Below are 25,400 nucleotides of genomic sequence, written 5' to 3' on the forward strand. Positions count from 1 at the left end.
ACCGGTGGGTTAGCGGCGTATGACCCTCCACCTGCCTTCGGAACTCGAATGGCTCGGCTACCTCGTGGGCGTGGAATGGCCCGAGGGCGACGAGGACCAGATGTGGGCGCTGGCCGAGGACTGGCGCAATGCCGCCGCCGGCCTGCGCGATCAGATCTCGTCCATCACCGATGCCAAGTCCGCGACCCTGGCCGCCTATGTGAACGGCGACGGGCGCGACGAGATGGCGCAGCTGTTCGACAAGCTGGCCGCACCGGCGAGTGGCGACGGCACGGGCAATTCGATCCTGGATCTGGCCCAGCACTTCCAGCAGCTGGGTGATTCGGTCGAGGAGACCGGCACCGAGATCCAGTACACGAAGCTGATGTTCTACTCGTCGATCGCGATGGCGGCCGGCGAGATCATCATCGCGTGGTTGTGGCCGCCGACCGCTCCGATGGTTGAGGCGATGATCGTCGCGTTCACGCGTGTCGCGGTGCGGGTGATCGGCCGCGCGGCGCTCGACCGCATCCTCGCCATCGCCGCCCGGATGGGCATCACCGCGGTCGTGAAGTTCGCGATGCGCCACATCGTGATGAACACCCTGCTGGGCACTTTGCAGGACTACGGGATTCAGCAGTACCAGGTCGACACCGGGCACCGGAAGAGCGTCAATTGGACCCAGGTCGGTGTGACGTCGATCAGCTCTGCCGTCGGCGGCGCGGTCGCGGGCCCGATCGGTGGTGCGATCGGCAATTCGCTCGGTCAGCGTGGCATGAACCGCTATCTGACGGGCCTGATCACCGGCACCACCGCCGGATTGGTCGGCGGCGGTGCGGGTTTCGTCGGCGCGACGGCCGCGCAGTTCGGATTCGACGCGGCGCAGCACGGCTGGGACCAGGCCGTCGACAACCTGAAGAACACCCACTTCGACCCCCGCATGCTCACCGGAGGAATGTTCCAGGGCGGGTTGTCCGGTGTCAATCACACTGGGGCACACACTGTTTGGGAGCCGAAGGTCACGCGTATGTCGGCGGGGATCAATCCCCGCGACCTCACCCTGGTGGGTTCGCGCCCGGATGGTCCGGGCGGCGATGGGACCGGCGGCAGCCATGACCCGGGGACCAATGGAACGAATGGATCCAACGGCTCCAATGGATCTCATCCGCAGGGTGGCCCCGGCTCGGACGGATCCCACGCGCAGGGTGGCCCCGGCTCCGATGGATCTCATGCCCAGGGTGGCCCGGGCTCGGACGGCCCCCGCACGCATCCGGCCTCGGTCGACGGCGGGGAACCGAGCGGCGACGCAGGCGCACGCCCGACCGGCGACGGCAGCACCGCGCGCCCCGACACGAATGGTCAGGGCGGTGGCGGCGTAACCACCGATTCCCGCACCACTGATCGAGCCACCCCCGCCGATCCGGGCGACGCGTCCCCGACCGGTCCGGCGAACAACTCCGGGTCGACCCCGCAAACCCACGTCGGCACGGACACCAACGGCGCGGGCGGCGCAGCAGCCAGCCATCCGCAGGCAGGCGCACCCGAGTCCACCGCCCCGGTCCAGAGCGGCATCCAGGGCGGCGGCCTCCACGACACCTCCACTGCCGCACCGACTTCCACCGCGGCCACGAACGGCAGTTCGACCACCGGGGCGTCCTCGACGACCGGTGGTACGTCCAACGCCGGTGGTTCTTCGAACGTCGGTGGGTCGTCGAATTCGGGCGGCGGAGCTGCTACGCACGCGGCGGCTTCCACCTCGGGTGGCGGCTCGTCTGCTTCGGATGGCTCCGCACGCGCCGGATCGACTGGGGGAGCGGCTGATCCGGTGTCCGGCGGTGCCCGAGCCGGTGCCTCGGCCGCCCCCTCGGGGGCGACGCCCGGCGGATCGGCTCCGGCATCAGGAGCTTCGTCCCCCGCCGGCGCGACCAGCGCGAGCGGCTCACCGTCGCCCTCCAGCGTCGCCGCCTCCTCCAGCGGCAACGCCGCCCCGGGCTCGACCACCTCCGGCTCCACGGCCCAGCACGCGGGCAGCGCAGCGCAATCCGCCACCCCGGACCAGCGAGCAGCCGGCCCCCGCGCAGGTGATGGCGCCACTCCGAAGGCCGCCGAGGCCCCGCGCGCCGATGCCGCGAGGTCTGACACCCCGCGTGCCGAGGCCCCGCGCGCCGACGCGGCGAAGTCCGATGCCCCTCGGGTCGATGCTCCGAAGTCTGATGGCGCGCGCACCGACGCTCCGAAGTCGGACAGTCCGCGTGCCGACACCGCACGCCCCGACAGTCCGCGTGCCGACAGCCGCCCGGGCAGCTCGGACAGCCACGCGGATACTCCGGAGTCGCCCTCCTCCGAGCCGCGTTCCGAGTCCACCGGCGAGAATTCCGATCCCACCGATCCCACCGATCGCCCGGTTACCCGGCCCGAAGGCGACCCGTCCGAAGCCGCCTCTCGCCCGGCCGGCTACGAAACCGCGCCGGAGTCCGAAAAGGCCAGTGGTAGTGGGGATTCCAGCGAGGCAGTCGAGCGTCCCGCCGACTCCATACCGCCGCGCGAGGACACCAACGCGACCACCGATCGCCCCTCCGACAAGCCGGACGCCACCGAAGCCCACCGCGCCGGTGAGCCCACCGAATCGCGTCAGCCGGTCGACGATCACGCTGACGAACTGTCCGCCGACCGCGCCCCGGCCGACCGCGACCACGCGGACGAGCATCCGGAATCGCGCCGTCCCACCGACGAGCCGGCCGATGTGCGCCCCGACGACCAGCCGGATGCGCGTGGCGAGGACAACACGCCGACCAGCCGCCGTGAGGATGAGCCGACGGGCCGCCGTGACGACGCCCCGGCCGCCCGGCGTGACGATGAGCCCTCGGCCCGGCGTGAGGACGAGTCGTCCAGCCGCCGTGAGGATGAGCCGACGGGCCGCCGTGACGACGCCCCGGCCGCCCGGCGTGACGATGAGCCCTCGGCCCGGCGTGAGGACGAGCCGTCCGGTCGCCGTGAGGACGAGCCGACCCTCCGGAGCGAGGACGGGCCGGAGACCCGGCGCGACGATACCGCTGTCCGCCGCGATGGTGAGCCGGAAGCCGCTCGCGGTGATGGGCCCGCCACGCGTCATGCGGACGATCCGGCGGCTCGGGACAGTGGCGATGCGCGTCCTCGCGATGAGGCCGCGCGCGAGGACGCGGCCGCGCCTCGGGATGAGGATGCGCCCGCGGAGGCGGCGGATCGGCCGCTGCGGGACGGCCGCGAGCCGGCTGCCGACGAGCCGGTGCGCGAACCGGATTCGAACCGTCACGAGGACGTTCCCGCGGAGGAGAAGCGGCCCGCGGCGGAGCAGCCGCGATCGGATACCTCCGAGCCTGTGCATGACGACCCGTCGCATCGGGACTCGGTCAGCCGGGATCGCGGCGACCGCCCGGGATCGGAATCGGCCGGCCCCGACCGCGATTCGCATTCGTCGGATCGTGACCATCGAGTCGAGGATGGGGCGACGCCCGAAGACGGCTTCGTCGTCGCACCGATTCCGCTGGGCGACGGACCCGAGGTTCGAGCTCACGAGGGCGAGCGCCGCGCGCCGGGTGAGCGGCACGCGGGCGACGAAACCCCTTCCGCGGCGCAGGATCGCCCCGGTTCCTCCGACCGCGGCGATACTCGGCGTGGGGCGCCGCCCGAGCGCACCGATGGACACAAGGCGCACCCCGGCACCCTTGACGATCCCTCGAATACCCCTGTCCACGATGATGATTCGACCGAGCCCGCTCCGAATGATCCGGATGTCGTCCGCGCGAAGAACCGCGGCCGCTGCGGCGAACTGGCGCTGCGCCTGCTGCGTGAGATCACCGGCAACGAATCCATCCGCCCGCCCACGCGCCGGGTCGGTCCCGAGGGGATGAGCCTCGAGGAACTGGTCTCGGGTGCGGGCGGCAAGTTGCAGGACTTCCCGAAGAACCTTGATCGACCGGACCGGCCGAGTGGCCATGACGCGATCGCGAAACGCCTCCTCGAGTTGGGCGACGGCGCGTCCGCCCTGGTCGTCGACCGTTATGCCGGACCGGTCGACGAGCACGGTGTGGGCGCGCACGCCTACCTGATGGTCAATGAGGGCGGCGAGATCGTGGTCAAGGACCCGGCCGCCGGTCTGGAGCACGGTTTCCCGCCGCAGGTGCCCAAGGAGACCGCGGGCGTTCACGCCATCTTGTTCGACGCCGACGGCAAGGCTTGGCATCCGCTGAAGGATTCGGTGCGAGCCGGGCTGTTGCACCTGGCGGATGCGCATTTGCGTGTCGGTGAGGCGGACCGGCTGCCGGGCCACGATTCGAATCCCGATGAACCGGTGCGATTCCTGCGCACCTCCGATGAGATACGCGTGGATTTCGCGCGCGCCGGTGAGTACGGGCGCGAAGTCTGGTCGGACGCCCACTCCCAGTTGACCGACGAGCAGCGCGCGGCACTGAGGTCCTACAGCGACGACACGCGCGAGGAGAACTCGCGCCCGAGCGCCTCGGACATCGAGGCCGCCCTGCGCGGCGATCGTGCGATGACTCCCGAGATCGCCGAGACCATCCGGGATATCGACGGCGCGCTCGCCCTGCGGCCGTTGCCGGAGCCGGTGATGGTGACGCTCAACTCCGGCGCCAATCCGTTCGGTGTTCCCGTCCACGAGTTGCCCGGGACGGTTCAGCACCTGCCGGGCTACGTCAACGCCATGATCGGCGCGGTGCCGTCGATGGACGGCATCCACCACCACGTCGAATTGGTCGTGCCCGCCGGAACACCCGCCCTGCACCTGGGCGATCTGTCCCAGTACGGCACCCACCTGCCGATGGTCCTGATGGCCCACGGCCTCGAAGTCCACATCGACTCGGTCGAACCCCGCGGACCGGGCCACTACGGCATTCGCGGCACCGTCGCCCCGATCGACCCCGACGCCAGCCCCCACCTCACCCGACCCGACGCACCGCACACCGACACCACCCGCCCCGACGCATCGCGTACCGACACCACCCACCCGGACCTGCCGCGCCCCGACGCCCACACCCGCGAGGATGTCCGTCGTCCCACGGACACTCGTGAGGATGTCGCCCGTCCTCAGGACGTACGGGAGGCAGCTCTCCGGCCGCAAGAGGCGCGGGACGATGTTGCGCGGCCGCAGCAGCGGCATGACGCCGACAATGATTCCGGTGCAATCGATTCCGGAGACGCGTCCGATTGGTCGCACCGGCCGCAGGACGACTGGGCGAAGCTGGATCGCGGGGCTATCGCCGAGAAGCTGCACCAGGATTGGGATCTCGAGGTCACCGGCTTCGACAACAAGCATGTCGATGTCGAGGTGATGCGCGAGTTCGCTCGCGCCGTCGACGATATGTTCCGCCGCTTCCCGGACACCGAGCTGGTGGAAGTCCGGATCGCCCCGCTCGACGACGACACCGTGTTCGCCGAGGTGGACCCGGGCCGTGATGGGGACGGCCATTTCGCCGACACCCTCACTCTCAATGAGCGTTTCGCGCGCAACCCCGCCGATTTCGCCCACCGGGTCCGGCTCGCCGAGGAGAACGGTCACCTGGTCCCGGGTTCCGGTGACCGCCCGCTGTATTCGACGATCGTGCACGAGTTCGCGCACGCCATCGACTTCACCACGCAGATGCATGCCCGCCTCGACGCCTTCGAGGCGCTGGAACGCCACTTCCAGCGCACCTACGGCGGCGATTACGAGGAATTCCTGGGCTGGCTGCACGATGAGCTGAGCGGCTACAGCTTCGACGAGAACGGCATGTACGACCACGCGGAGGCGCTGGCCGAGGCCTTCACCGACGTCGTTCTCAACGGTGACCTGGCCGGTGAGCCCGCTCAGATCCTCCACGACCACCTGGAGCAGGTCTACCGGAACTATCTCGCCGACAACCCCGTCCACGGGCACGAGACGCCTGAGCACCGGGCCCGCCCCGTCGGCGATGATCCGGGTCCGGTCGCCCGCCGCGACCGCGAGCCGAACCCCGAGCGCCCCGCGCCCGAGTCGCACGCGTTGCCCCGCACCGACAACGACGGATCGACCAGCGAGAAATCGTCGCACGAACCGGAATTCGTGTTGCAGCCGCCGGAACCTGTCGAAGCGCCGGCGGTCGTCGACCATTGGACCGACCTGGATCGCCAGGGTGTGCTGGATCGGATCAACAACGACCTCGGTATCGAGACCGTCGGCTTCCACATCGTCGGCGAGCTGGAGACGCTGCGGGAGTTCGGTCGCGCTCTGGAAGAGGGGATCGCCGACAACCCGGGCATCAAGCCGCGCCGCGCCGAAATCGGGCCGATTCCTGGGGATCCCGACGTCATCGCCACCGCGTTCGGCGCGCGGCAGGCGGATGGGAGCGGACCATGGCGGCCCGACCGGATCGTGTTCAACGACCGGTGGGCGTTGGATCCCGCGGGTTTCGAACAGGGGATTCGGGAGGCGGTCGCCGCTCGATTCCATGCGCCGAACACCGACGCCCGGCCGATCTACGCGGTGATCGTGCACGAATACGGCCACCTGGTGGATTACTACGGCCAGATGCAGGCTCGCGAGAACCTGATGAAAGCCCTGGCCGACCGGTATGTGGAGACCAATGCCGGCGCCGACTTCGCCGAGTTCACCAACTGGCTGCGCGGCGAGCTGCCCGGATACGCCTTCGACAAGCACGGCATGCTCGACGCGGGGGAGGCCCTGGCCGAGGCGTATCGCGATGTGAAGCTCAACGGCGACAACGCTTCCGACCTGTCGAAGATGATGGTGGACCGGTTGCACGCCGCCGCGCGCGACGCCGCACCCCTGCATGCGCAGGACCCGGCGCACTCGCCCGAACACGGTTCCACCGAGAACCTCCACGACCGGCTCAGCCCTGAGGGCAGGTCTGGGGATCTGCCGGAAACGGCTGACAACCACCGGGATTCGATCCCGCCGGAGGATTCGGCACCTCACGAGGGCGCCCCCGATCCTGCTCCCGCCCACCCGCCCGCGGATTGGTCGCCGCGCCCGGACGATTTCTGGGCGGAGCTGGATCGCGACGGAATCATCCGCGAGATGAAGGATCTGTTCGGCGTCACCAGGTTCGAGGGCTTGGACAACACGTCCGTCGATCCGGAGGTGCTGCGCGAGTTCGCCCGTGCGCTCGACGATGCCACGGCCCAGAACAAGATCACCTTGCGCGGCATCGAGATCGGCGAGCCGGTCTTCGAGGACTCGCTCGCGGAGGCGACGAGCATCCGAACCCCGGACGGCCATATCGTCACCGAGAAGATCGTGGTGCGTCTGGAGCACGCGCTGGATCCGGCCCGGATGGCCGAGATCGTGCGGAACGGCGAGGCCGGTGGCGCGTTCCCGAGGGGAGCCGGCGAGCGCCCGATGTACTCGGTCTTCCTGCACGAAATCGGTCATGCGATCGACCACGCCGGAAACCGCGCGGCTCACGCCGAACTCGCGAACGCGCTGCTGGACCACTACCTGCGCACGCACGGCGACACCACGGCCGTCGAGTATCTCGGCTGGCTCTCGCAGCTGTCGGATTACAGCTTCAACGCCGACGGCTCGATCAACCACGCCGAGGCGCTGGCGGAAGCCTTCGTCGACGTCACCCTGAACTTCGATCACGCCACCGAACCCGCCCAGGTCCTCCACCGCCTGCTGACCGACCGCGCCGCCGAGAACGCCCACATCATCCGCGAGCTCCCGGCCGAACCGGCCACACGGACCGGCGACGAGCCACCCGGCACCCCGACGCCCGAGGTACACCACGACGCCATGCGGGGCGACTCGCGCCCCGACGCCGTGCGGGCCGATGATCGCCCCGAGCCGATGCGGTCCGAGGACGACGGAAAGCCCTCGCGGGAGCCCGATCTGGTGCTGTCGCCGCCCGAGCCGCCCGAGGTTCCGGCGATCGACGACCACTGGACCGGCCTGGACCGGCAGGGCGTCGTCGACCACATTCAGAACGAGCTCGGCATCCCGACGGTCGACTTCCATTACGCCGGCGACGTCGAAACGCTGCGCGAATATGGCCGCGCCCTCGAGGACATGCTGGCCCAGCACCCGGGCGTGAAGCCCAACCGGGTCGAGATCGGGTTCATCCCCGAGGACGCCGACGCCATCGCCGCCGTCTACCCGGGACGCGAGGACGGCCGGTTGGTCGCGGATCGCCTCGTGCTCAACGCCCGGTGGGCCATGGACGCCGCCGGCCTCGACGCGCTGATTCGCGCGAATGTCGAGAGCGGCCACCATGTGGCGGGATCCGATGCGCGGCCGGTGTATTCGGCCATCGTCCACGAGTTCGGGCACGTACTGGACTTCGCCGGTGGACGTGAGGCCCGGTACGAACTGACCGAGGCCCTCGCGGCGCACTTCGAGGCCACCCGCGGCGCTCCGCTGGACGCCCAGGCCTTCACCGAATGGCTGCATCAGTTGCCGGAGTACGCCTTCGACAAGAACGGTGGCCTGCACGAAGGCGAGGCGCTGGCGGAAGGTTTCCGCGACGTCATGCTGAACGGCCGCGACGCGGCCGAGCCGTCACAGGTGATGTACCAGATGCTGCGCGTGGCCGCGCAGGACTCGGGCGTACTGCAACCGCATGGCCTGCCGGAGCATCGTTCCGCGCCCGCAGAACACCAGTCCCCCTCCGCCGAGCGCCAGTCGATGCCCGCCGAGCGCCAGTCTGCGCCCGTTGAGCGCCAGTCCGCGTCTGCCGAGCGCCAGTCCGCGCCTGCCGCGGACCGGTCCATGCCTGCCGCGGACCGGTCCACGCCCACCGATCGCGGCGCGGGGATCGCTGATGCCGATCGCCACTCCGGTACGGACGGCCCGGACCTGCTGGGACCGCGTGACCAGTCCGGTGATTCGTCGGACTCCAACGACCCCAACCGGCCCGAGCGTCCCGACGGGAACCAGCCCGACCCGCGCGAATCCACCGAGCCGCCCGCCGGCGCCGAGGAACCGATCGCGCCCGGTTCCCCGAGCGCCACGGAACCGGGCCCCGAATCCCGCACTCCTGCAAGAGAACCGCAGGTAGGCGACGAGCGCTGGTTCGACCAGCGAATGGCCGAGCACGCCGACTTCGCCGCGGACATGGAGGCCAAGCACGCCCGCTTCCTGCACGAGATGGCAGATTCCGCACCTCCCGGCAGCACCGAGGAACGACTGTTCCGCGAGCAGGCCCGCGAAGTCGACGACATGGCCCGCGGCTCTGCCGAACGCGCCGAACGACTCTGGGCCGACCTCGGCGGCCGCCCCGACCCCGCGCCGGCTACGCGACTCGCCGGTGAGGGCGGCGCCACGGCCGAGCCCCGCACCGGGCAGAACCCCGAGACCGCGTCGGCGGGCGACGGCCAGCCGCCGAACGATGGACCCCCGCGCCGCGCCGCCGCGACCCCGGACGATCCGGACGCCTGGTTCAACGAACAGCGCGCCATCCAGGCCGACTGGGTCGCCCACATGGATGCCGAGCGCGCCAAGTGGTTCCACGACATGGCCGACCAGCTCGAGCCCGGCAGCCAGGCGGAGCTGGAGGCCCGCTTCGAGGCCCGCATGGCCGATGCCGAGGCCCGCCTGTCGGCCCTGCGCGCCGAGTACATGTGGGACTTCGCGGGCGGTCGCCCCGAACCCGCTCCCGGCGAAGCCGCAGCCAAGCAGCCGGTGAACAGCTCCGGCGAGCCGTCCCGCTCCTCGGCCCGCCCCACCCCTCCCGGCCCTTCCACCCCGGTGCCGCCCTCCACGACCGCCCCGCGCTCGGGCGACGCCGGCAGGTCGGATGGCACCCAGACCGGCTCGCGGTCGAAACCGTTGGGCACGAACCCGAACGAGACCCCGACCGTCGAGGTCAAGCGCACGGGCGCGAACCCGGATGAGACTCCCACTGTCGAGGTGAAGCGTCCGGAGCAGTCGAATCCGGATGAGACTCCTACTGTCGAGCTGAAGCGTCCGGAGCAGTCGAATCCGGATGAGACTCCTACTGTCGAGGTCAAGCGTCCGGAGCAGACGAACCCCGATGAGACGCCGACCGTCGAGCTGAAGCGGCCCGAGCAGTCGAATCCGGATGAGACTCCTACCGTCGAGATCCCGCGCCAGGAGGCGGAGTCGCCCAAGCCGCCCGCCGATCCGGCCGAGGCGTCACCCGGATTGCAAGCGGCTCTCGATCGACTGCGCGCGGCGGAGGCTGAGGCCGGGGAGCGCCCGCGCAGCCTGGAGGACCAGGTCTATGGCGCGCGCCTCACCGACGCGCTCGGTGTGGTCGAGGCGCTGGCCAAACGCCCCGACGCGCTGTCCGCGCTTCGGCATCTCGCCGAAACCGCTGCGGCCGAGGGCTTCTTCCACGATCCGGCGAATGGTCTCGGCACGCGTCCGCACGCACCCGAGGGCGGGGAGCCGCGCACGCTCACCCTCGAGGAGTTGCGCACCGAACTCCTGCACCGTCTCGGCCTGCCCGAATCCACGCCGGATGATCAGCTGCCGCGAATCGTGGGTGACGAGCAGCTGCGGAACCTGTTGCGCGCGGGCGGAATCGAGGCTCTGCGCGAGGCGGTCTTCCGTCACGACGACACGACCGGCCCGGAGCGCGAGCGCGCCGCCCGCACCCGCGACGGCTGGGCGGACCTGCTCGGCGTCGACGAATCCCTCCTCGATCCGGCCCGCACCACCCCCGAACAGCGTCGTGCGATCCTCGACGAGCTCCGCGCCGAAACCCTGCGTCACGCCGGCGATGTCGCGGACCTCATGGTCGCGAGCTTCCACCACCCGACTTCGGACCACACCCATGTGGTCCTGGAGGCCGACGGCGAGCGCGTCCACATCCGCGTCACCGAGGACGCTGACGGCAACAAGCGCGCCGAGGTCATCCAGCGCCCCGACCTGCCTCGCGAAACCCCGGCGGAGACAAAGGAACCGGAGAAGAAACCCGGCTGGCTGAAGCGCACGTGGCGGCGCATGATGCACGGCTACCACGGTCAGTCGCCGAAGTACCCGTCCGGTTCGGGCAACGACTCCAAGGGCCAGACCATGCTGGCGATGGAGATCGGCTACGTCACCCACGACGAGGCGCTGCTGCATCTCAAGGACAAGTTCAACCCCGCGCGCATACTCAAGGAGACCGCGACCCTGTGGAAGGAGCGCGAGCGTCTCCCGCTGGTCAAGCATCTGACCGCGCGGGTCGCCGATGTCGCCGGGACCCTGATCCCGATGCGCACCCGCGACGGCGGCGAGTACCGCCCGTGGGTCACCGAGGCCGATCCGCGGATTCGCGCCGAGGTGGAGGAGACCCTGCGCGGCGCGAATATGCCGATCGAGTCGGAAATGCCGGAGCCGCAGCACGAGCCGCTCGACCGCGGCCCCGTCCTCGATCCGCCCGCGCCCCGCGAGTGGAGCTCCGACCTGCCGCAGCCGCTGGTCGACGCGGTCACGACGCGCGACGCCGCCCTGGCCGACCTGGTCCGCCTGGCTCGCGGACTGAAGATCGACATCCCCGACGACAGCCCGGAAACCCTGCGTCGCGTGGTGGACGAGGCCGTCTACAAGCTCATGCGCCGCGCGGGCGCGATCGAGGCGTTGCGCGATGTCAGCGAGCGCTGGCTCATGGAGGACGCGCAGATCCCGTTCAGCCGCGAGGTCAGCATCTTCGACAAGGATCCGCTGGGCCGTTACCTGCGGGAATTCGCGCGCGCCGAGGCGCTGCGCACGGAGGAGGAGAAGGCCGCGCGCCGCCGCGCGGAGGCGGGCGTCGGCCCGGACGACGATTCGCTGGAGTTCCGTCCCCGCCGTCCGCGCGCCTCCTTCCTGGATCTGCAGGGCGTCAACAATGGCGGTGAGTGGCCGCGCCACTTCGACGACGCGGACGAGGAACTGTCCAGCCGGCGCGAGGGCCGCCTGTTCGAGGACGCGTTGCGCCGCGACCAGATTCAGGACGAGCGCTCGAACTGGGCGCAGTTGCTCGACATCGGATTGGACCGGCTCGAAACCGAGAAGGACCTGCGGGAGGCCATCGCCGAGGCCCGGGTGGGCGTGCGCGACCGGGCGGACGGCATCCTCGAACTCGACGCGGCCGTCAAGCATTTCCTCGACCTGGACTCCGCGGCCCGGCAGCACGCCGCCGATCTGGCCGACGCGGCCGCGCACGACTGGGTGAACGAGCACGACGGCGTCATGCTCGATCCGGAGCGCGGGCTGGCGGTGCTCCCGGGCGAGCCGCGCCGCCTGGTGGTGATCCGCGGCGAAGCGGATCACGATGTGCGCCTGGTCGATGCGCTGTCCGCCCACCCGGAGATCCGGGAGCAGCTCAACCGCGGTGAACTGCGGCTGGACTACCGCGTGGTGGGTCTGGACGGCAACGACCGGGTCCACGTCATCGAGGTGGACCCGCCGCAGATCCGATTCCACGACGTCGAGGTCGACGGCGAGCGCACACCGGTCGCGTTGCTGCGCAACGGCCTCGAGCCGTGGCGCATCGTGCAGCCGGCACCGGACGTCAGGGCCCCACACGCCGAACCGACCACGGAGCCGGCCGCGCCGCGCGATCCAGCCGTGGTGCGCGCCGAACGCAACGCGGTGGCTGCCCGCCTGTCGGTCTACGACATGGATCTGGGCGCGAACCTGGACCGGACCATCGCCGACCTGCACCATGACAATGCGTTGCGCGCCGCCCAGATCGAGGGCATGGCCGACTTCATTCGCAGCTCGGACGCGATCGACAACTTCCACGACCTGGACCGCACCCTCCAACAGCTGGCGCACCGCCTCGGCCTCGACCCGGACACGCTGTCGCCGCAGAAGCTGGCCGAGGCGATGGCCGATCCGAACGTGCGCAAGGTGCGCCGCCTGCAGGCCGTCGACGACCTCATCAAGTACGCGAAGGTCCTGCGCGAGAACATCGACGAGAAGGCGGTGCTCGCGGCCCGCAAGGAGCTCGCGAACCGGCTCGACGTGGAGCCGGACGACCTGTCCCCGCGTAAGCCGAAGACCAAGGACGGCGAGGTCATCGGGTTCACGACGGACCCGAAGAACACCGACAAGCACGCGCTGCTGGACGCGATCCACAATCTGCTGCGCGATTCCGCCGACCGCCCGGAACTGCTGGCGGCGTTGCTCGAATACAGCAGTGTGCTGGGCGACCTGGACCCGTTCCGCCAGAACCTGCGCTACGACCCGCTGACCGACCCGCGCGCCGTCGACGGCGAACTGCCGATCCACGACGGCGACGCTCCGGCGGCCTTGCGCGCGTTCATGAACGATTCCATCGGCGAGCCGCCGCTGTCCGACAACCCGTCGGCGGCGGCCACCGTGTGGTCGCGCCTGCTCGGCGTGCACATGAACGACTTCGCCCGAACGGTCAAGATCTACACCGAGCAGCTCGGCGGCCTGCACGACCGAGTCACCCCGAAGCAGTTCGCGGATGTGCTGACCACGCTGCGCGAGACCGGCGACTCGACGGTGGCCTACGAGCGCTACCGCCACAGCGCCGCCGACCCCACCAAGATCCTGACCAAGGACCAGCTCGCCGATCTGGTGCGCGGTGTCCGCAACGCGCGGTACGCCGAGGTGTACGAGGCCTACCGCGACGGCAAGATCGAGAAGCACGAGCGGCTCAGCGCCAAGGAACTGGCCGCCACCATCGACGAACTGCGCGCCGACGTCCGCGCCCGCGAGGCCGACATCAAGCTGCTGGAGAAGCTGGCCGCCGAACACGACGCGCTCACCAAACCGCGCCCGCCCGAGGGCCCGCCGCGTGACCCGCGCGCGGTCGCCACGGATCTGGCCGCTGCCCGGCACGAACTGCAGATCGCCGCCGAGGGGCGCGACTACGCGCAGGGCCGGGCCTACCGGGAGAACCCGGGCCCCGGCTTCCGGCCGCTGCGCGAAGGCGATCTGACCCCCGAGCGGATGCCCGGCACCAACGACTATCTCGCCAACCGCCCGTCCGAAGAGGGCGGACAGCTGCCGGGTCTGGAGCAGCGCCTCACCGATCTGACCGCAGCCGTCGAGGAACACGACGGCGCGCAGTCCCGGGTCGACGACCTCGAGTCCGAGATGCGTCGCGCCGTCGAGGCCGGTGTCGGCCCGGACGAGTCGCCGGTCGACGCGTGGCGGCGTGAAGTCGACACGGCGCGAGCCGAATTGGAAGAGCTCATCGCCGCCGACCCCGGCTTGGCGCGGCAGGGTCTCGACCGCACGCTCGCGGACATCGAACGCCTGTCCCGCATGCCCCAGCAGTGGGGTGACGTGTTCACCGACGAGCTGGTCCCGCTGCGCGACGCCGCGCACCGCTACGAACAGGCCCGAGAATTCCTGGCCGCCGCCGAGTCCGACGCCGCCGCAGCGGCACGCGCCGCGGAGACCCCGGAGCAGACCGCAGCACGCGAATTGGCTTCTGCCCGAGATGATCTCGCGAACGCGGCCCCGGCCGATCGCCAAGCCGCGCAGGACCGCGTCTCCCGCTGGGAAGCCGAGCACCGCCTCCTCGAAGCCCGGGCCGCCCACGCGGCCGACACCCCGCACCAGGCCGCCGAACGCGCTCGCACGGCCGCGCACGACGACCTCACCCGAACCGTCGAGGACTTCCGCCGCATCACCGGCCTGGACGTCACCGAAGCCGAACTCGCCCCGGAACACCTGCGTGACACCGTCAACCGCCTGCTCCCCGAGGCGCGCGGCACTCTGCCCGAGGTGGTCGGAGCTTTCGATCGACTCGAGAACGCGGCCCGCGCCCTGCACCGCGCCGACGCCCTGACCGAGTGGGTCGATGCCCATTTCCCGGAATCCGGCCACACCGGTCGCGAGGGCGAGGAGCCCGGCGCCTCCGGAGCCCCCACTCGCCCGCAAGGCCCGACCCAGCCCAACTCCGACCCGTCCTCCGCCGCCCGCAATCCGGAAGGCGATGGTCAGGATGGCGGATCGAATGCGGTGACGCACAACGACTCCGGCGAGACCGACGTCAATCAGTCCTTCGCGCGGCGCGTGGAGGAAGCGATCGCGGCGGGTGAGGCCGAGGTGGTGGTCCTCAGCACCGGTATCGGGCGGATGGCCGAACGCGTCGAGTTGGTCACCTTCGCTACCGAGCCGCCGACGCAGCTGATTCGCAAGGTTGTCACCAATCCGCAGCACGCCCAGGCCGAGGCGCTGGTCTCGCTGGTCGGCCAGGCGGTCGGCGCGAATGTGCCGAAGGTGCACCGGGTCGAGGACCGGGTGGTGTACATGGAGGTGATGCCCGGCGAGGCCGGAGCGGACCGTTTCACGACGCCCATGTCCGCGGGTCTGGACGCGGTGCTGGCGACCCCCGACGGCCGCCGGCTCGGCCTGCTCGACGTGCTTGTCGGCATCCCCGATCGCAACCTCGCCAACTGGCTGATGACCGCGGACGGGCACATCAGCGGTATCGACCACAGCCTGGCCTTCGGCGGCGGCCGCCGCGGTGACGAACTGTCGACCAGCCTCTTCGCCCGCCACTACGCGACCGAGGGTTCTGATGGCGAAATCACGTGGCACGACCATGATCTGAGCGCTTCGGACATGCCCGGCATGCGTACCCGCCTGGAGGGCCTGGCCCCCGAATTCGCCGCCCTGGGCCGCGACGACTGGCACCGCGCCCTGATGGATCGCTTCGACGAGGTCCAGCGCCATGCCCGCGCCTCCGACGAGGGAAGCGCCGGCGACGAAGGCGACCAGGGCCCCACCCCGGCGCGCCCGAGCAACCCGAAGCCGCCCGGCTCCAGCCCGACGGCGGCCACCCCTCCGATCGGTGTGACCCCGCCCGGCTCGGGTGGCGGCGGCAAGGAGCCGCCGAACCGAAACTCCTCCACCCCACCGAATCCCGACCCCGACGAGCCTGGCAACTCCGGTCGAAACGGCGACCAGAACTCCACCCCGCCGTCGAAGCCCGGTGACGGGCAGACCGCGAAACTGCCTGCGGGCAGCGAGGACCCGACAGTCAACCTGTCGGCGGGTGGCGAGGATTCGACCAAGAAACTGCCGGAGGGCAGCGAAGACCCGACGGTCAAGAACCCGGTGCCGGGCGAGGCGTCCTCATCGAAGATGTTCGAGGGCAACGACGACCCCACGGTCAACCTGTCGCGCGAGAACGCCTCGAGCGAGCAGACCTTCGAAGGCAACGACGATCCGACCGTCAAGAACCCCCCGCCCGGCGAGGCGTCGTCGAAGCCGTTCGAAGGCAACGAAGACCCGACCGTGCAGATGGAGCGCGGCAGCGAGGCCAAGCCGCCGGGGAGCGAAGACCCGACTGTCGAGCTGCCCAAGCCGCCGGGCAGTGAAGACCCGACCGTCGAGCTGACCCGGCCGAGCGAGGCCGCGACGCTCGAATTGCCGCGGGTGGAAGAGGAAGTGCTGCCGGTGGATCCGGTGGCGGACTCCCCGTCGCTGCAGGCGGCGGCCCGCTTCCTGCGGGACGCCGTCAACGACCCGCTGGCCCCCGGCCGCGAGGTCAACGCGGTGCTGTTCACCTCGCGATTGATGGACGCGCTCGGCCTCGAGACCGCCGCGGCCCACCTCAACGATCCGCTCGCCCATTTCCGCGAGATCGCCGAAATGGCCAAGGCGCGCGGCTTCTTCGGCGACCCGGATGACGCCGCCCCGCCGCTGCCCATGCGTGAGGGCGACGACTATCGGCCGCTGACCCCCGAGGAGCTCTACGGTTCCGAGGAGTACTGGCGCACCGAGGCGGATCCGGAGACGCTGCGCGCCATCGAAGCGCATCTGCGCGAGACCGGCCTGGACCGCCGGCTGGCCGAGCTCGGAGCCGAGGAGCCGACCCGGGCCCTCGACCCGGCCGCCACGAGGCGCGAATTGCCCTCGAGCACGGCGCATCCCGAGGGCGGCGGCGAGCCGGTCCGGGAACGCCCGCTGGAAACCTGGTCGCAGCGCCCGCACGATACGGAGGGCGCCGAATCCCGGGTCTTCACCCTCGAGGAGCTGCGAAACCGTCTCGCCGGTGAGTTCGGCCTGTCGGAGGAGAACCTGCAGCGGCGGAACCTGCCGGAGCTCGCGGGCGACCTGCAGTTCCGGAACATGTTGCGGATCGGTGGACTCGAGGCGCTCGACCATGTGCTGAGCAGTCACGACGCCGCCACCGGCGCCGAACGCGAGCACCTGGCCCGGGTGCGCGACGAGTGGGCGCGCCTGCTCGGCATCCCCGAATCCGCCCTGGATCCCGCGCACACCACCGTCGAGCAGCGCGACGCTGTACTCGCCGCCGCCCGCTCCGAGACCCTGCGCCGCGCGATGGATGTCGCCGACCTCATGGTCGCCGCCCTGCACGTCCCGGATTCCGAACACGCGCATATGGTCCTGGAGACCGACGGCGAACGCCTGCACGCTCGCATCGTCGAATCGCCGGACGGCACCAAGCGTGTCGACCTGGTCCCGCGACCCGAGCTCGGTCCGCTCCGTCCCGCGGCGAAGCCGTCGCCGAGCTGGATCGACAACCTGCTGCAGCGCCTGCAGCAGGGCTACCACGGACAGTCGCCGAAGTACCCGTCCGGTTCGCGCCTGGATTCCTCCGGAATCTCCCTGCTGACACTGGAGTTCGGCTACAACGTCCTCCACGACCACGACTTCCTCGGGATGAAGCCCAACTTCAACCCGGTGCGCATCGGCAAGGAGATCCTGACCCTGTGGGAGGGGCGCGAGCAGCTGCCGTTCGTGCGTCGTCTCACCCGCCGGGTCGCCGACATCTCCCCGCCGCAGATCCCCATGCGCACCGCGGACGGGGGCGAATACCGTCCGCACGTCACCGAGGCCGATCCGCTGCTGCGCGCCGAGGTCGAGGAGTCGCTGCGCGTGGCGGAGATGACCATCGAGTCGGAACTGCCCGAGCTGCGGCATGAACCGGTCGATCCGGTGACCGCTGAGCCCGAGCCGCACGAGTGGGGCACCGATGTCCCGCAGCCGCTGGTGGACGCCGCCGACGCCCGCGACGCCGCGCTGGTGGACCTCGTGCATCTGGCCCGGGAGCTCCGCATCCCCCTCGCCGATGCCGATCCGCGGACCGTGCGGGCAGCGGTCGAGGAGGCGAGGTACCGGCTCATGCGCCGCGGTGGCGCGGTCGAGGCGCTGCGCGATGCCGGGCAGCGCTGGCTGCTCGAGAACGAGGTCATTCCGTTCAGCCGCGAGATCAGCATCTTCGACAAGGATCCGCTGGGCCGCTTCCTGCGCGAGTTCGCCCATGCCCGCGGCATCGAGCTGGAGGAACTGAAGGCGCGGGCCCGCCGTGAGGAGGCGGGCGTCGGGCACGACGATCCGCCGCTGGAACTCCGTGCGCGCGAACCCCGCCCGTCCCTGCTCGAGGTGGAGGGCGTCAACAATGGCGGCGAATGGGTGCCGCACTTCGACGATGTCGACGAGGAGCTGGTCGAAACCCGCGAGGGCACGCTCTTCAAGCACTCGCTGCGACGCGACCAGATGCAGGACGAGCGCTCGAACTGGGCGCAGCTGCTCGATATCGGACTGAACCGGATCGAGACCCAGGAGGATCTGGACCACGTCATCTCGGACCAGCGCATGCGCGTTCGTGACGGCCGCGCCCGGATGCTCGAGTTCGCGGCCCTGGCCGACCGTTTCCTCGGTGCGGACGACCAGCTCCGCGAGCGCGTCCACGAGGTCTCCGATCGGGCGGCCCGGGATTGGGCCGACGCCAACGGCGGCGTCATGCTCGACCGCGAACACGGTGTGGCGCTGCTCCCGGGCGAGAACGGCGGCCCCGAACGCCTGGTGGTGATTCGCGGCGACGGTGAGCACGACACCCATCTGGTGGACGCGCTCGCCGCGCACCCCGACGTGCGGCGAATGCTGAATCACGGTGAGCGGCGGCTGGATTACCGCAATGTCGGGCTCGACGAGCACGGCAACGTCCACCTGGTCGAGGAAGCCGCGCCCACCGTGCGGTTCCACGACGTGGATGTCGACGGCCACCCGCGACCGGTCGCGGTCATGCGTGAGGACGGCCGGGGCCTGCGGCTGGTGGAGCCCACACCGGAACCGGTCGCCACACCGCACGAGGCGAACAATGAACCGGCCGTACCGCGCGATCCGGATACCCTGCGGAACGAGCGCAATGCGGTGGCGCGCCGACTGTCGCTCGAGGTGGAGTTCGACCTCGGCGAGAATCTGGGCCGCACCATCGAGTCGCTGCGGCAGGAGCTTTCGCTGCGCGCCTCGCAACTGGAGGGCATGGCCGATTTCATCCGCACGTCGGATGCCATCGACACCTTCAACGATCTGGACGGCGCGCTGGGCAATCTCGCGAACCGCCTCGGCCTGGACCCGGAGCAGCTGTCACCGCGTGCGGTGGCCGAGGCGTTCGGCGATCCGCGGTTCCGGATGGGGGAGCGGCGGCATCAGGCGTTCGCGGACCTGATCAAGTACGCGGACGTGCTGCGCAAGAACGGGCACGAGACGGCCGTGCTCGCCGCCCGGGATCGGCTGGTGCGCCTGCTCGACGTCGATCGGGAGAACCTGCACGCTCCCAAGGCCGTCAAGGACGCCGAGAAGGTCGAGATCATCGGGTTCGAGCCGGACCCGAAGACCACGGTTCCGGACGCGATCGCCAGGGCCTTCGAGAACATGGCCTTCCGGCCGGACGAGCGCCGGGCGCACGCCATCGACGCGCTGACCGACTACATCGAAGCGATCGCCGCGCTCGACCCGCACCGGGAGGGGCTGCGCTACGACCCGAGTACGGATCCGCGGGCCGTCGACGGCGAGCTGCCCGTCCACGATCCGAAGGGTCGCGAGCTGCTGAGCTCGTTGTACGGCGACTTCGTCGGCGAGCCGCCGCCGGCGAGCGAGCTGATCCAGGCCGGAGAGGTCTGGTCGCGCCTGCTGGGGGTGGACACCTCCAGCATCGACAAGACGGTCAAGATCTACCAGGAACGCCTCGGCAGCCTGCACGATCGGATGAGCCCGGCGCAGCTGCGGGAGGTGCTGCGCACGCTGACCGACACCGCCGGTGACTCGGCGGCGGCCTATCAGGGCTACCGCGACAGCGTGACCGATACGCGGAAACTCCTCAGCTCCGAACAGGTTTCGGAGATCGTGCGGGTCGTGCGCAAGGCGCGCAGTATCGAGGTATACGAGGCCTACCGCGACGGCAAGATCGAGAAGCACGAGCGGCTCAGCCCGAAGGAGTTCTCCCAGGCGGTCGAGGCCATGCGCGGGGAGATTCGGGCCCGCAAGGCCGATATCGACCTGCTCGAACGACTCGCGGCCGAGCATCACGACCTCACCAACCCGCCGGAACCCGAAGCACCGCCCCGTGATCCGCGTACCGTCGGACCCGAACTCGCGGCGGCCCGCCACGAGCTGCAGATCGCCGAGGAGGGCCTGGACTACGCCAAGGGCCGCATGTGGCGTGAGCGCGAGGGGGAGGAATTCCGCCCGCTCGCCAACAGCGATCTGACCCCGGACAATCTGCCCGGCACGCAGGACTACCTCGCCAACCGCAACCGCGCGGAGGGCGGCGAGCTGCCGGGCAACGAGCAGCGCATCGATGACCTGTCCACGGCGGCAGCGGAATTCGACCGGGCGCAGCACCGGGTACAGGATCTGGAGACCGAACTGCGCCGCGGCATGGAGGCGGCCACGGAGCCCGGCGAGACGCCCGCCGACGCCTGGCAGCGAGAAGCCGAATCCGCGCGCGCCGACCTGGAGGCGCTGGTCGCCACCGACCCGGCCGCGCCCCGCGGCATCGACCACGCCATCGCCCAGATCGAGCAGCTGTCCCGCATGCCGATGGCCTGGGGCGACGTCTGGACCGACGAGCTGGTCCCGCTGCGCGACGCAGTACACCGCTACCAGCGGGCCGAGGAGTTCCTGGCCGCCACCCGCGCCGCCGAGGCCGATGCCGCCGCCGCGGCTGCCCGCGCCGCCGAGACACCCGAGCAGACCGCGGTCCGCGAACTCGTCACCGCCCGAGACGAACTCGCCGCCGCCGAGGCGGAGGGCGACACCGCCCGGCGCGACGCGGCCGCCGATCGCGCCGCCCGATGGGAAGCCGAGCAGCGTCGCATCGCCGATGCGGTGGCCGCTGACGCGGACAAGCCCCAGACGGCGGCGCACCGTGCCCGGGAGGAGGCGCACGCCGAGCTGCGCGCGGCCATCGAGAACTTCCAGCGCGCCTCCGGCCTGGAAGTCACCGAAGCCGCCGTGGCCCCGGATCGCCTGCGCGCCACCATCACCGAGCTGCTCGGACAGGCCCGCGGCAACCTTCCAGACGTGGTCCGCGCCTTCGACCGTCTCCAGTCCGCGGCCGAGGCCTTCCATGTCGCCGACACCGTCGCTCACTGGGTCGACAACCATTACCCCGACCCGGTTCGCGCGATCGAGCCCGGCGAAGGCGAACCCGGCGGCGGCCCGAAGCGCCTCGGCCCCGGCACCCCGCCCACCGACCCCTCGGGCGGCGCCCCCGCCCGCCCCGGCCCCACCACACCCGGCACCGACCCCGCCACGACGGCCAAACAGCCTGAATCCGGCGCGCAACCGGTTACGCCGGTCACGCATTCGTCCACGGCCACGGCTCATTCCGGATCGGAGGAGTCCACCGGCCTGCACGAGAACGGCTCGGATCAGGCCGGCCCGAAGCAACGGGAAACCGGGACGAGCGAGCCCGGTGGGAAGCAGCCCGACGCCGGCACAAACCAAACGGGCGAGCAGACCCACACCGCGCCGGAACAGAACGCCGCGCCCGAGCACGCGAGTGCACCGACCGGGTCGAACTGGGTGGTCGTCGAGCCGGGAACCGTTCACACCTGGTCGAATCCGCGATTGGCGGCCTGGGCGGACGACATGATGGCCCAGGCCCGTTCCGCGCTCGAGCGGCACGATCGGATGATGGCCGGCCTGCACGCGATCGCGCGGGAGCTTGGCGTGGACCCGGGCAAGCACGAGATGCGGAAACTGCAGGAAATATTGGAGTCGCGGGCGAACGCCGAGGAACAGCGTCAAGAGCAGCTCGGCAAGGCGACCGAGGGGCTGGGCACCGCCGAGGGAATGGCCCGGAAGAAGGCGGCCGACCAGCGGATCCTGGAGCTGAACGAGTACCGCAAACGAATCTCGCTGACCACCTTGGCGGCCGAGGATGAGGCGAACGCTCGCCTGACCGCGGTTCGACAATTGGCGGCGAAGGACATCCTCACCGCCGCCGGAGCGAAGATCTGGGCGCCTGGCGTCGGGATCGTGGACGGCGAACCCAAGATCGCCGTCGTCGTCTCCGAAAACCCCGACCCCCTAGTCGTCCTCGGCAACGATCGCGTGGAAGTCGTTGCCAGGGACGGCCTCCTGCTTGCCGCGAAACTGATCACAGTCAACCTCGACGGCACCGTCCACGTCCACGACCTCGCCCCTCCGACACCGCCCCCGGCCCCGGAATCCACCCCGCACCCGGGCCCCCCGACCAAGCCCCCGGTCAGCCCCGGATCCCCCGTGAATCACGGTGTCGCCGGACAACCCGTTGCCCCGGTGCATTCCGGAGCTGCTGGGCAACCCGGCGGTGCCGTCGAATCGGGCAGCGTTGGCGGGCAAGGCGATACCGCCCCCGGCTCACAGCCGACCGCATCGACTTCGCCCACGCCCGAGCCGCCGACCGCGGTGGTCGTCACCGAGGTGACCACACCGCTAGCCGATACCCACGGCACCGTCCTGTTCGAGGGCAACCTGCCGGACGGTCCCGACGCCACGCCGCTGTACCGCGGCGTTCCGCGCCTGCTGCCGGACGGTTCGGTGAACCCCGCCTACCTCGACGGTCTGCGTGGCATCGTCCCCGCCCGCGGTGACCTGGATCTCGACTACGACGGCCACACCTCCCACCTCGGCAGCCAGAGCGACGCCACTTCCTGGAGCCGCAGCGCATCCATCGCGGCCCATTTCGCCGGCACCGACGGCCTCATCCTGGAATGGCGCACCGGCGCACCCCCCGAGGGCGCGACCTGGCGCTTCAAACCCACCTACGACCTCGACGACCTCTTCTCCCAGGTCCTCATCCAGGGCACCCTCACCGACGCCCGCGCCATCCGCCACCTCCCGTCCGCCCCGACCCCCGAAGCACTCCCGATCCCCACCCCCGAAACCCCGGCACGCCCCACCCCGCCTCCGGCCGCCGTCACCACGGCCGGCCCGTCCCTCGGCATCGAGCCGCCCACACCCGCAAAAGCGCACTCGGACAACGCCTCCCAGCTGCCTTCGGCTGAATCCCCGCAGGGTTCAGACAACCTGGGTGCACCTGGAAGCTCCACGCACACGGAGACAGGTGAATCCGCCGGTGCGGGTGAGCCCGGCGCGGTGGAGGACTTGGCTCACTCTGGTGCGGAGGACCCCAAGGCTTCCGGAGACGCCACAAAACCGCAGGGCGACAATGCCTCCTCGCTCCCGGCTCCCCAACCGTCGGAGGGCTCCGGCGACACATCAGTTCCCGCGAAGCCGACGCCTCCGACCACTGACGATTCCAGCGGTTCGGAGAACTCGAGTGCGCCCGGTGATCCGACCAAGCCCGTCTCGGGAGACTCCGACGGGTCTGGTGATTCCGACGCGTCGGGCGACCCATCGCACGTCGGTGCGGGTGATTCTGACGGATCGGGTGTATCGGATGATCCGGTCCAGCCGGGCCAGGGTGATTCCGGCGGTGCGGGCGATGGTCCCGAGCCCGCGGGTGCGGGGGAGTCCGGTGGTTCCGGCGGAACCGGCGAGCATGTCGGTTCGGGGCGCTCGGATGCGGATGCGCCGGATGAATCGGGTTCCGGTTCGACTTCGGAACCGGACGCGGGTGATGGCGACCGCTCCGACGACAACGCCTCGACCGGCGACGACACCCCGTTCCGCTACAGCCCGAACTGGCGCTCGCACCTGCCCCTCGTGCCGCACCAGTTCGACCCGGAATTCCCCGACTACACCCCGAAGCCGCCGGAGCAGCCCGCCCCGTGGACTCTGCCCCCGGACCCCAACCCACCCCACAACCCTCAGCAGCCGCACCAGCCGCAGCCGACGCCACATCAGCCGACGCCGCAGCCCCATATCCCGCAGCCGACCCCACAGCAGCCGACGCCGCCGCAGGTACCGGCCCCGCCGAATACACCACAGCCGCCCCATATCCCGCAGCCTCCGCATATGCCGCAGCCGCCGAGTATCCCCACTCCGCCGCAGCCGCCGACCCCTCCGCACATTCCGGTCCCGCCGAACCTGCCGGAACCCCCGCAGCTGCCACAGCCTCCGCATATCCCGGGCGCTCCGCAGTTCCCGACCCCACCGCAGTGGCCGCAACTGCCGCCCGGTCCTGGTACCCCGCAGTGGCCTACAGATTCCGGTGTCCCGCAGGTGCCGGCGTGGCCGACGAACCCTGGCATTCCCCAGGTTCCGGTCAATCCGGGCTGGCCGTTGCCTGGTCGGCCGGATGGTCAGCAGACGGATCCGGCACTGCCCCAGCAGCCTTCGAATCCCGGCATCCCGCAGCCGGCGCATCCTGGTGCGACTCAGCAACCGCAATGGCCGAATAGGACTGGTGGGCAGCATGGTTCGCAGCAGACGACCTTTCCCGGTGGTGGGCAGGGGCCGCAGGTGCCGGTGGATTCCGGGTCTTCGCAGCCGGCGGCGCCGGGTGGGTCGCATTTGCCGCAGTGGCTGACGGATGCGCTGGGGTCTCGGACGCCGGTGCAGCCGGGGGTGCCGGAGGGGCCGCAGCAGGGGTATCCGCATACCGATCCGGGCATGCCGCGGTGGGTGGCGGATTCGCCCGATGCCGGGAACCAGGGTGGGAACGGTGGCGGGCACCCGAGCGCCAACGGTGCCAACGGCGGCAATGGGATTGGTGGCGGCGCGGGGCCGGGGTTCCCGGGTGGCGCGCCGATGATGCCGCCGCAGGGTGCGCCGGGCGGTGGGAACGGGAATGGTGGTTCTCGTGGCAACAGCCGGTTCCCGCGGGCGTCGGGGCGGACTGCCTCCGGTGGACAGATTTATCTGCGGTCGCATTCCGGGTTCGGGGAGTACGCGCTGATGGATCCGGTGACGGGGCAGTTGAGTGCCGCGCCGGTCGGTACGGGTGCGCCCGCGGGTGTTTTCGACGAGCTGGATGGTTTGCGGGTTGTTTTCTACCGCGATCCGGCGGCAGGGTTGGTCTTGCGCGTCGGTGATCAGGTGATCGAGTTGGATCGGCTGGCGGCGGGGGCGCTGTGGGAGCGTTCGGGGCAGGGCTTCGTGCGTCTGGTGATCGGAGGTCCGGGCGATGTGCGGTGTGAGCTGCGGTACAGCGAGCGGCCGGCGGATTCGGACCTGGGATTGCTGATTCGCGATGTGCTGTCGGATTCGTCGCGCCGGCTGGGGATCTTCGGATGACGGCCGGTGAGGTGTTCGCCGATTTTTACGGTTTCGGCAACCGCACGGTTGTCCCGGGTATGTGATGCTGACAGTTGGTTTTCGGAAC

At 70.6% G+C, this 25,400-nt stretch carries 1 protein-coding gene; it reads left to right on the plus strand.

Going from position 1 to position 25,400, the window contains the following annotated elements; all coding sequences use genetic code 11:
- The first annotated feature begins 19 nt into the window (after positions 1-19).
- Positions 20-25,312, plus strand: a complete 25,293-nt coding sequence (locus tag ACFRAQ_RS28695; RefSeq protein WP_379105114.1) for a hypothetical protein — start codon at positions 20-22, stop codon at positions 25,310-25,312.
- Positions 25,313-25,400 lie beyond the last annotated feature (88 nt).

This window comes from Nocardia sp. NPDC056611, assembly GCF_042792755.1.
GTDB lineage: Bacteria > Actinomycetota > Actinomycetes > Mycobacteriales > Mycobacteriaceae > Nocardia.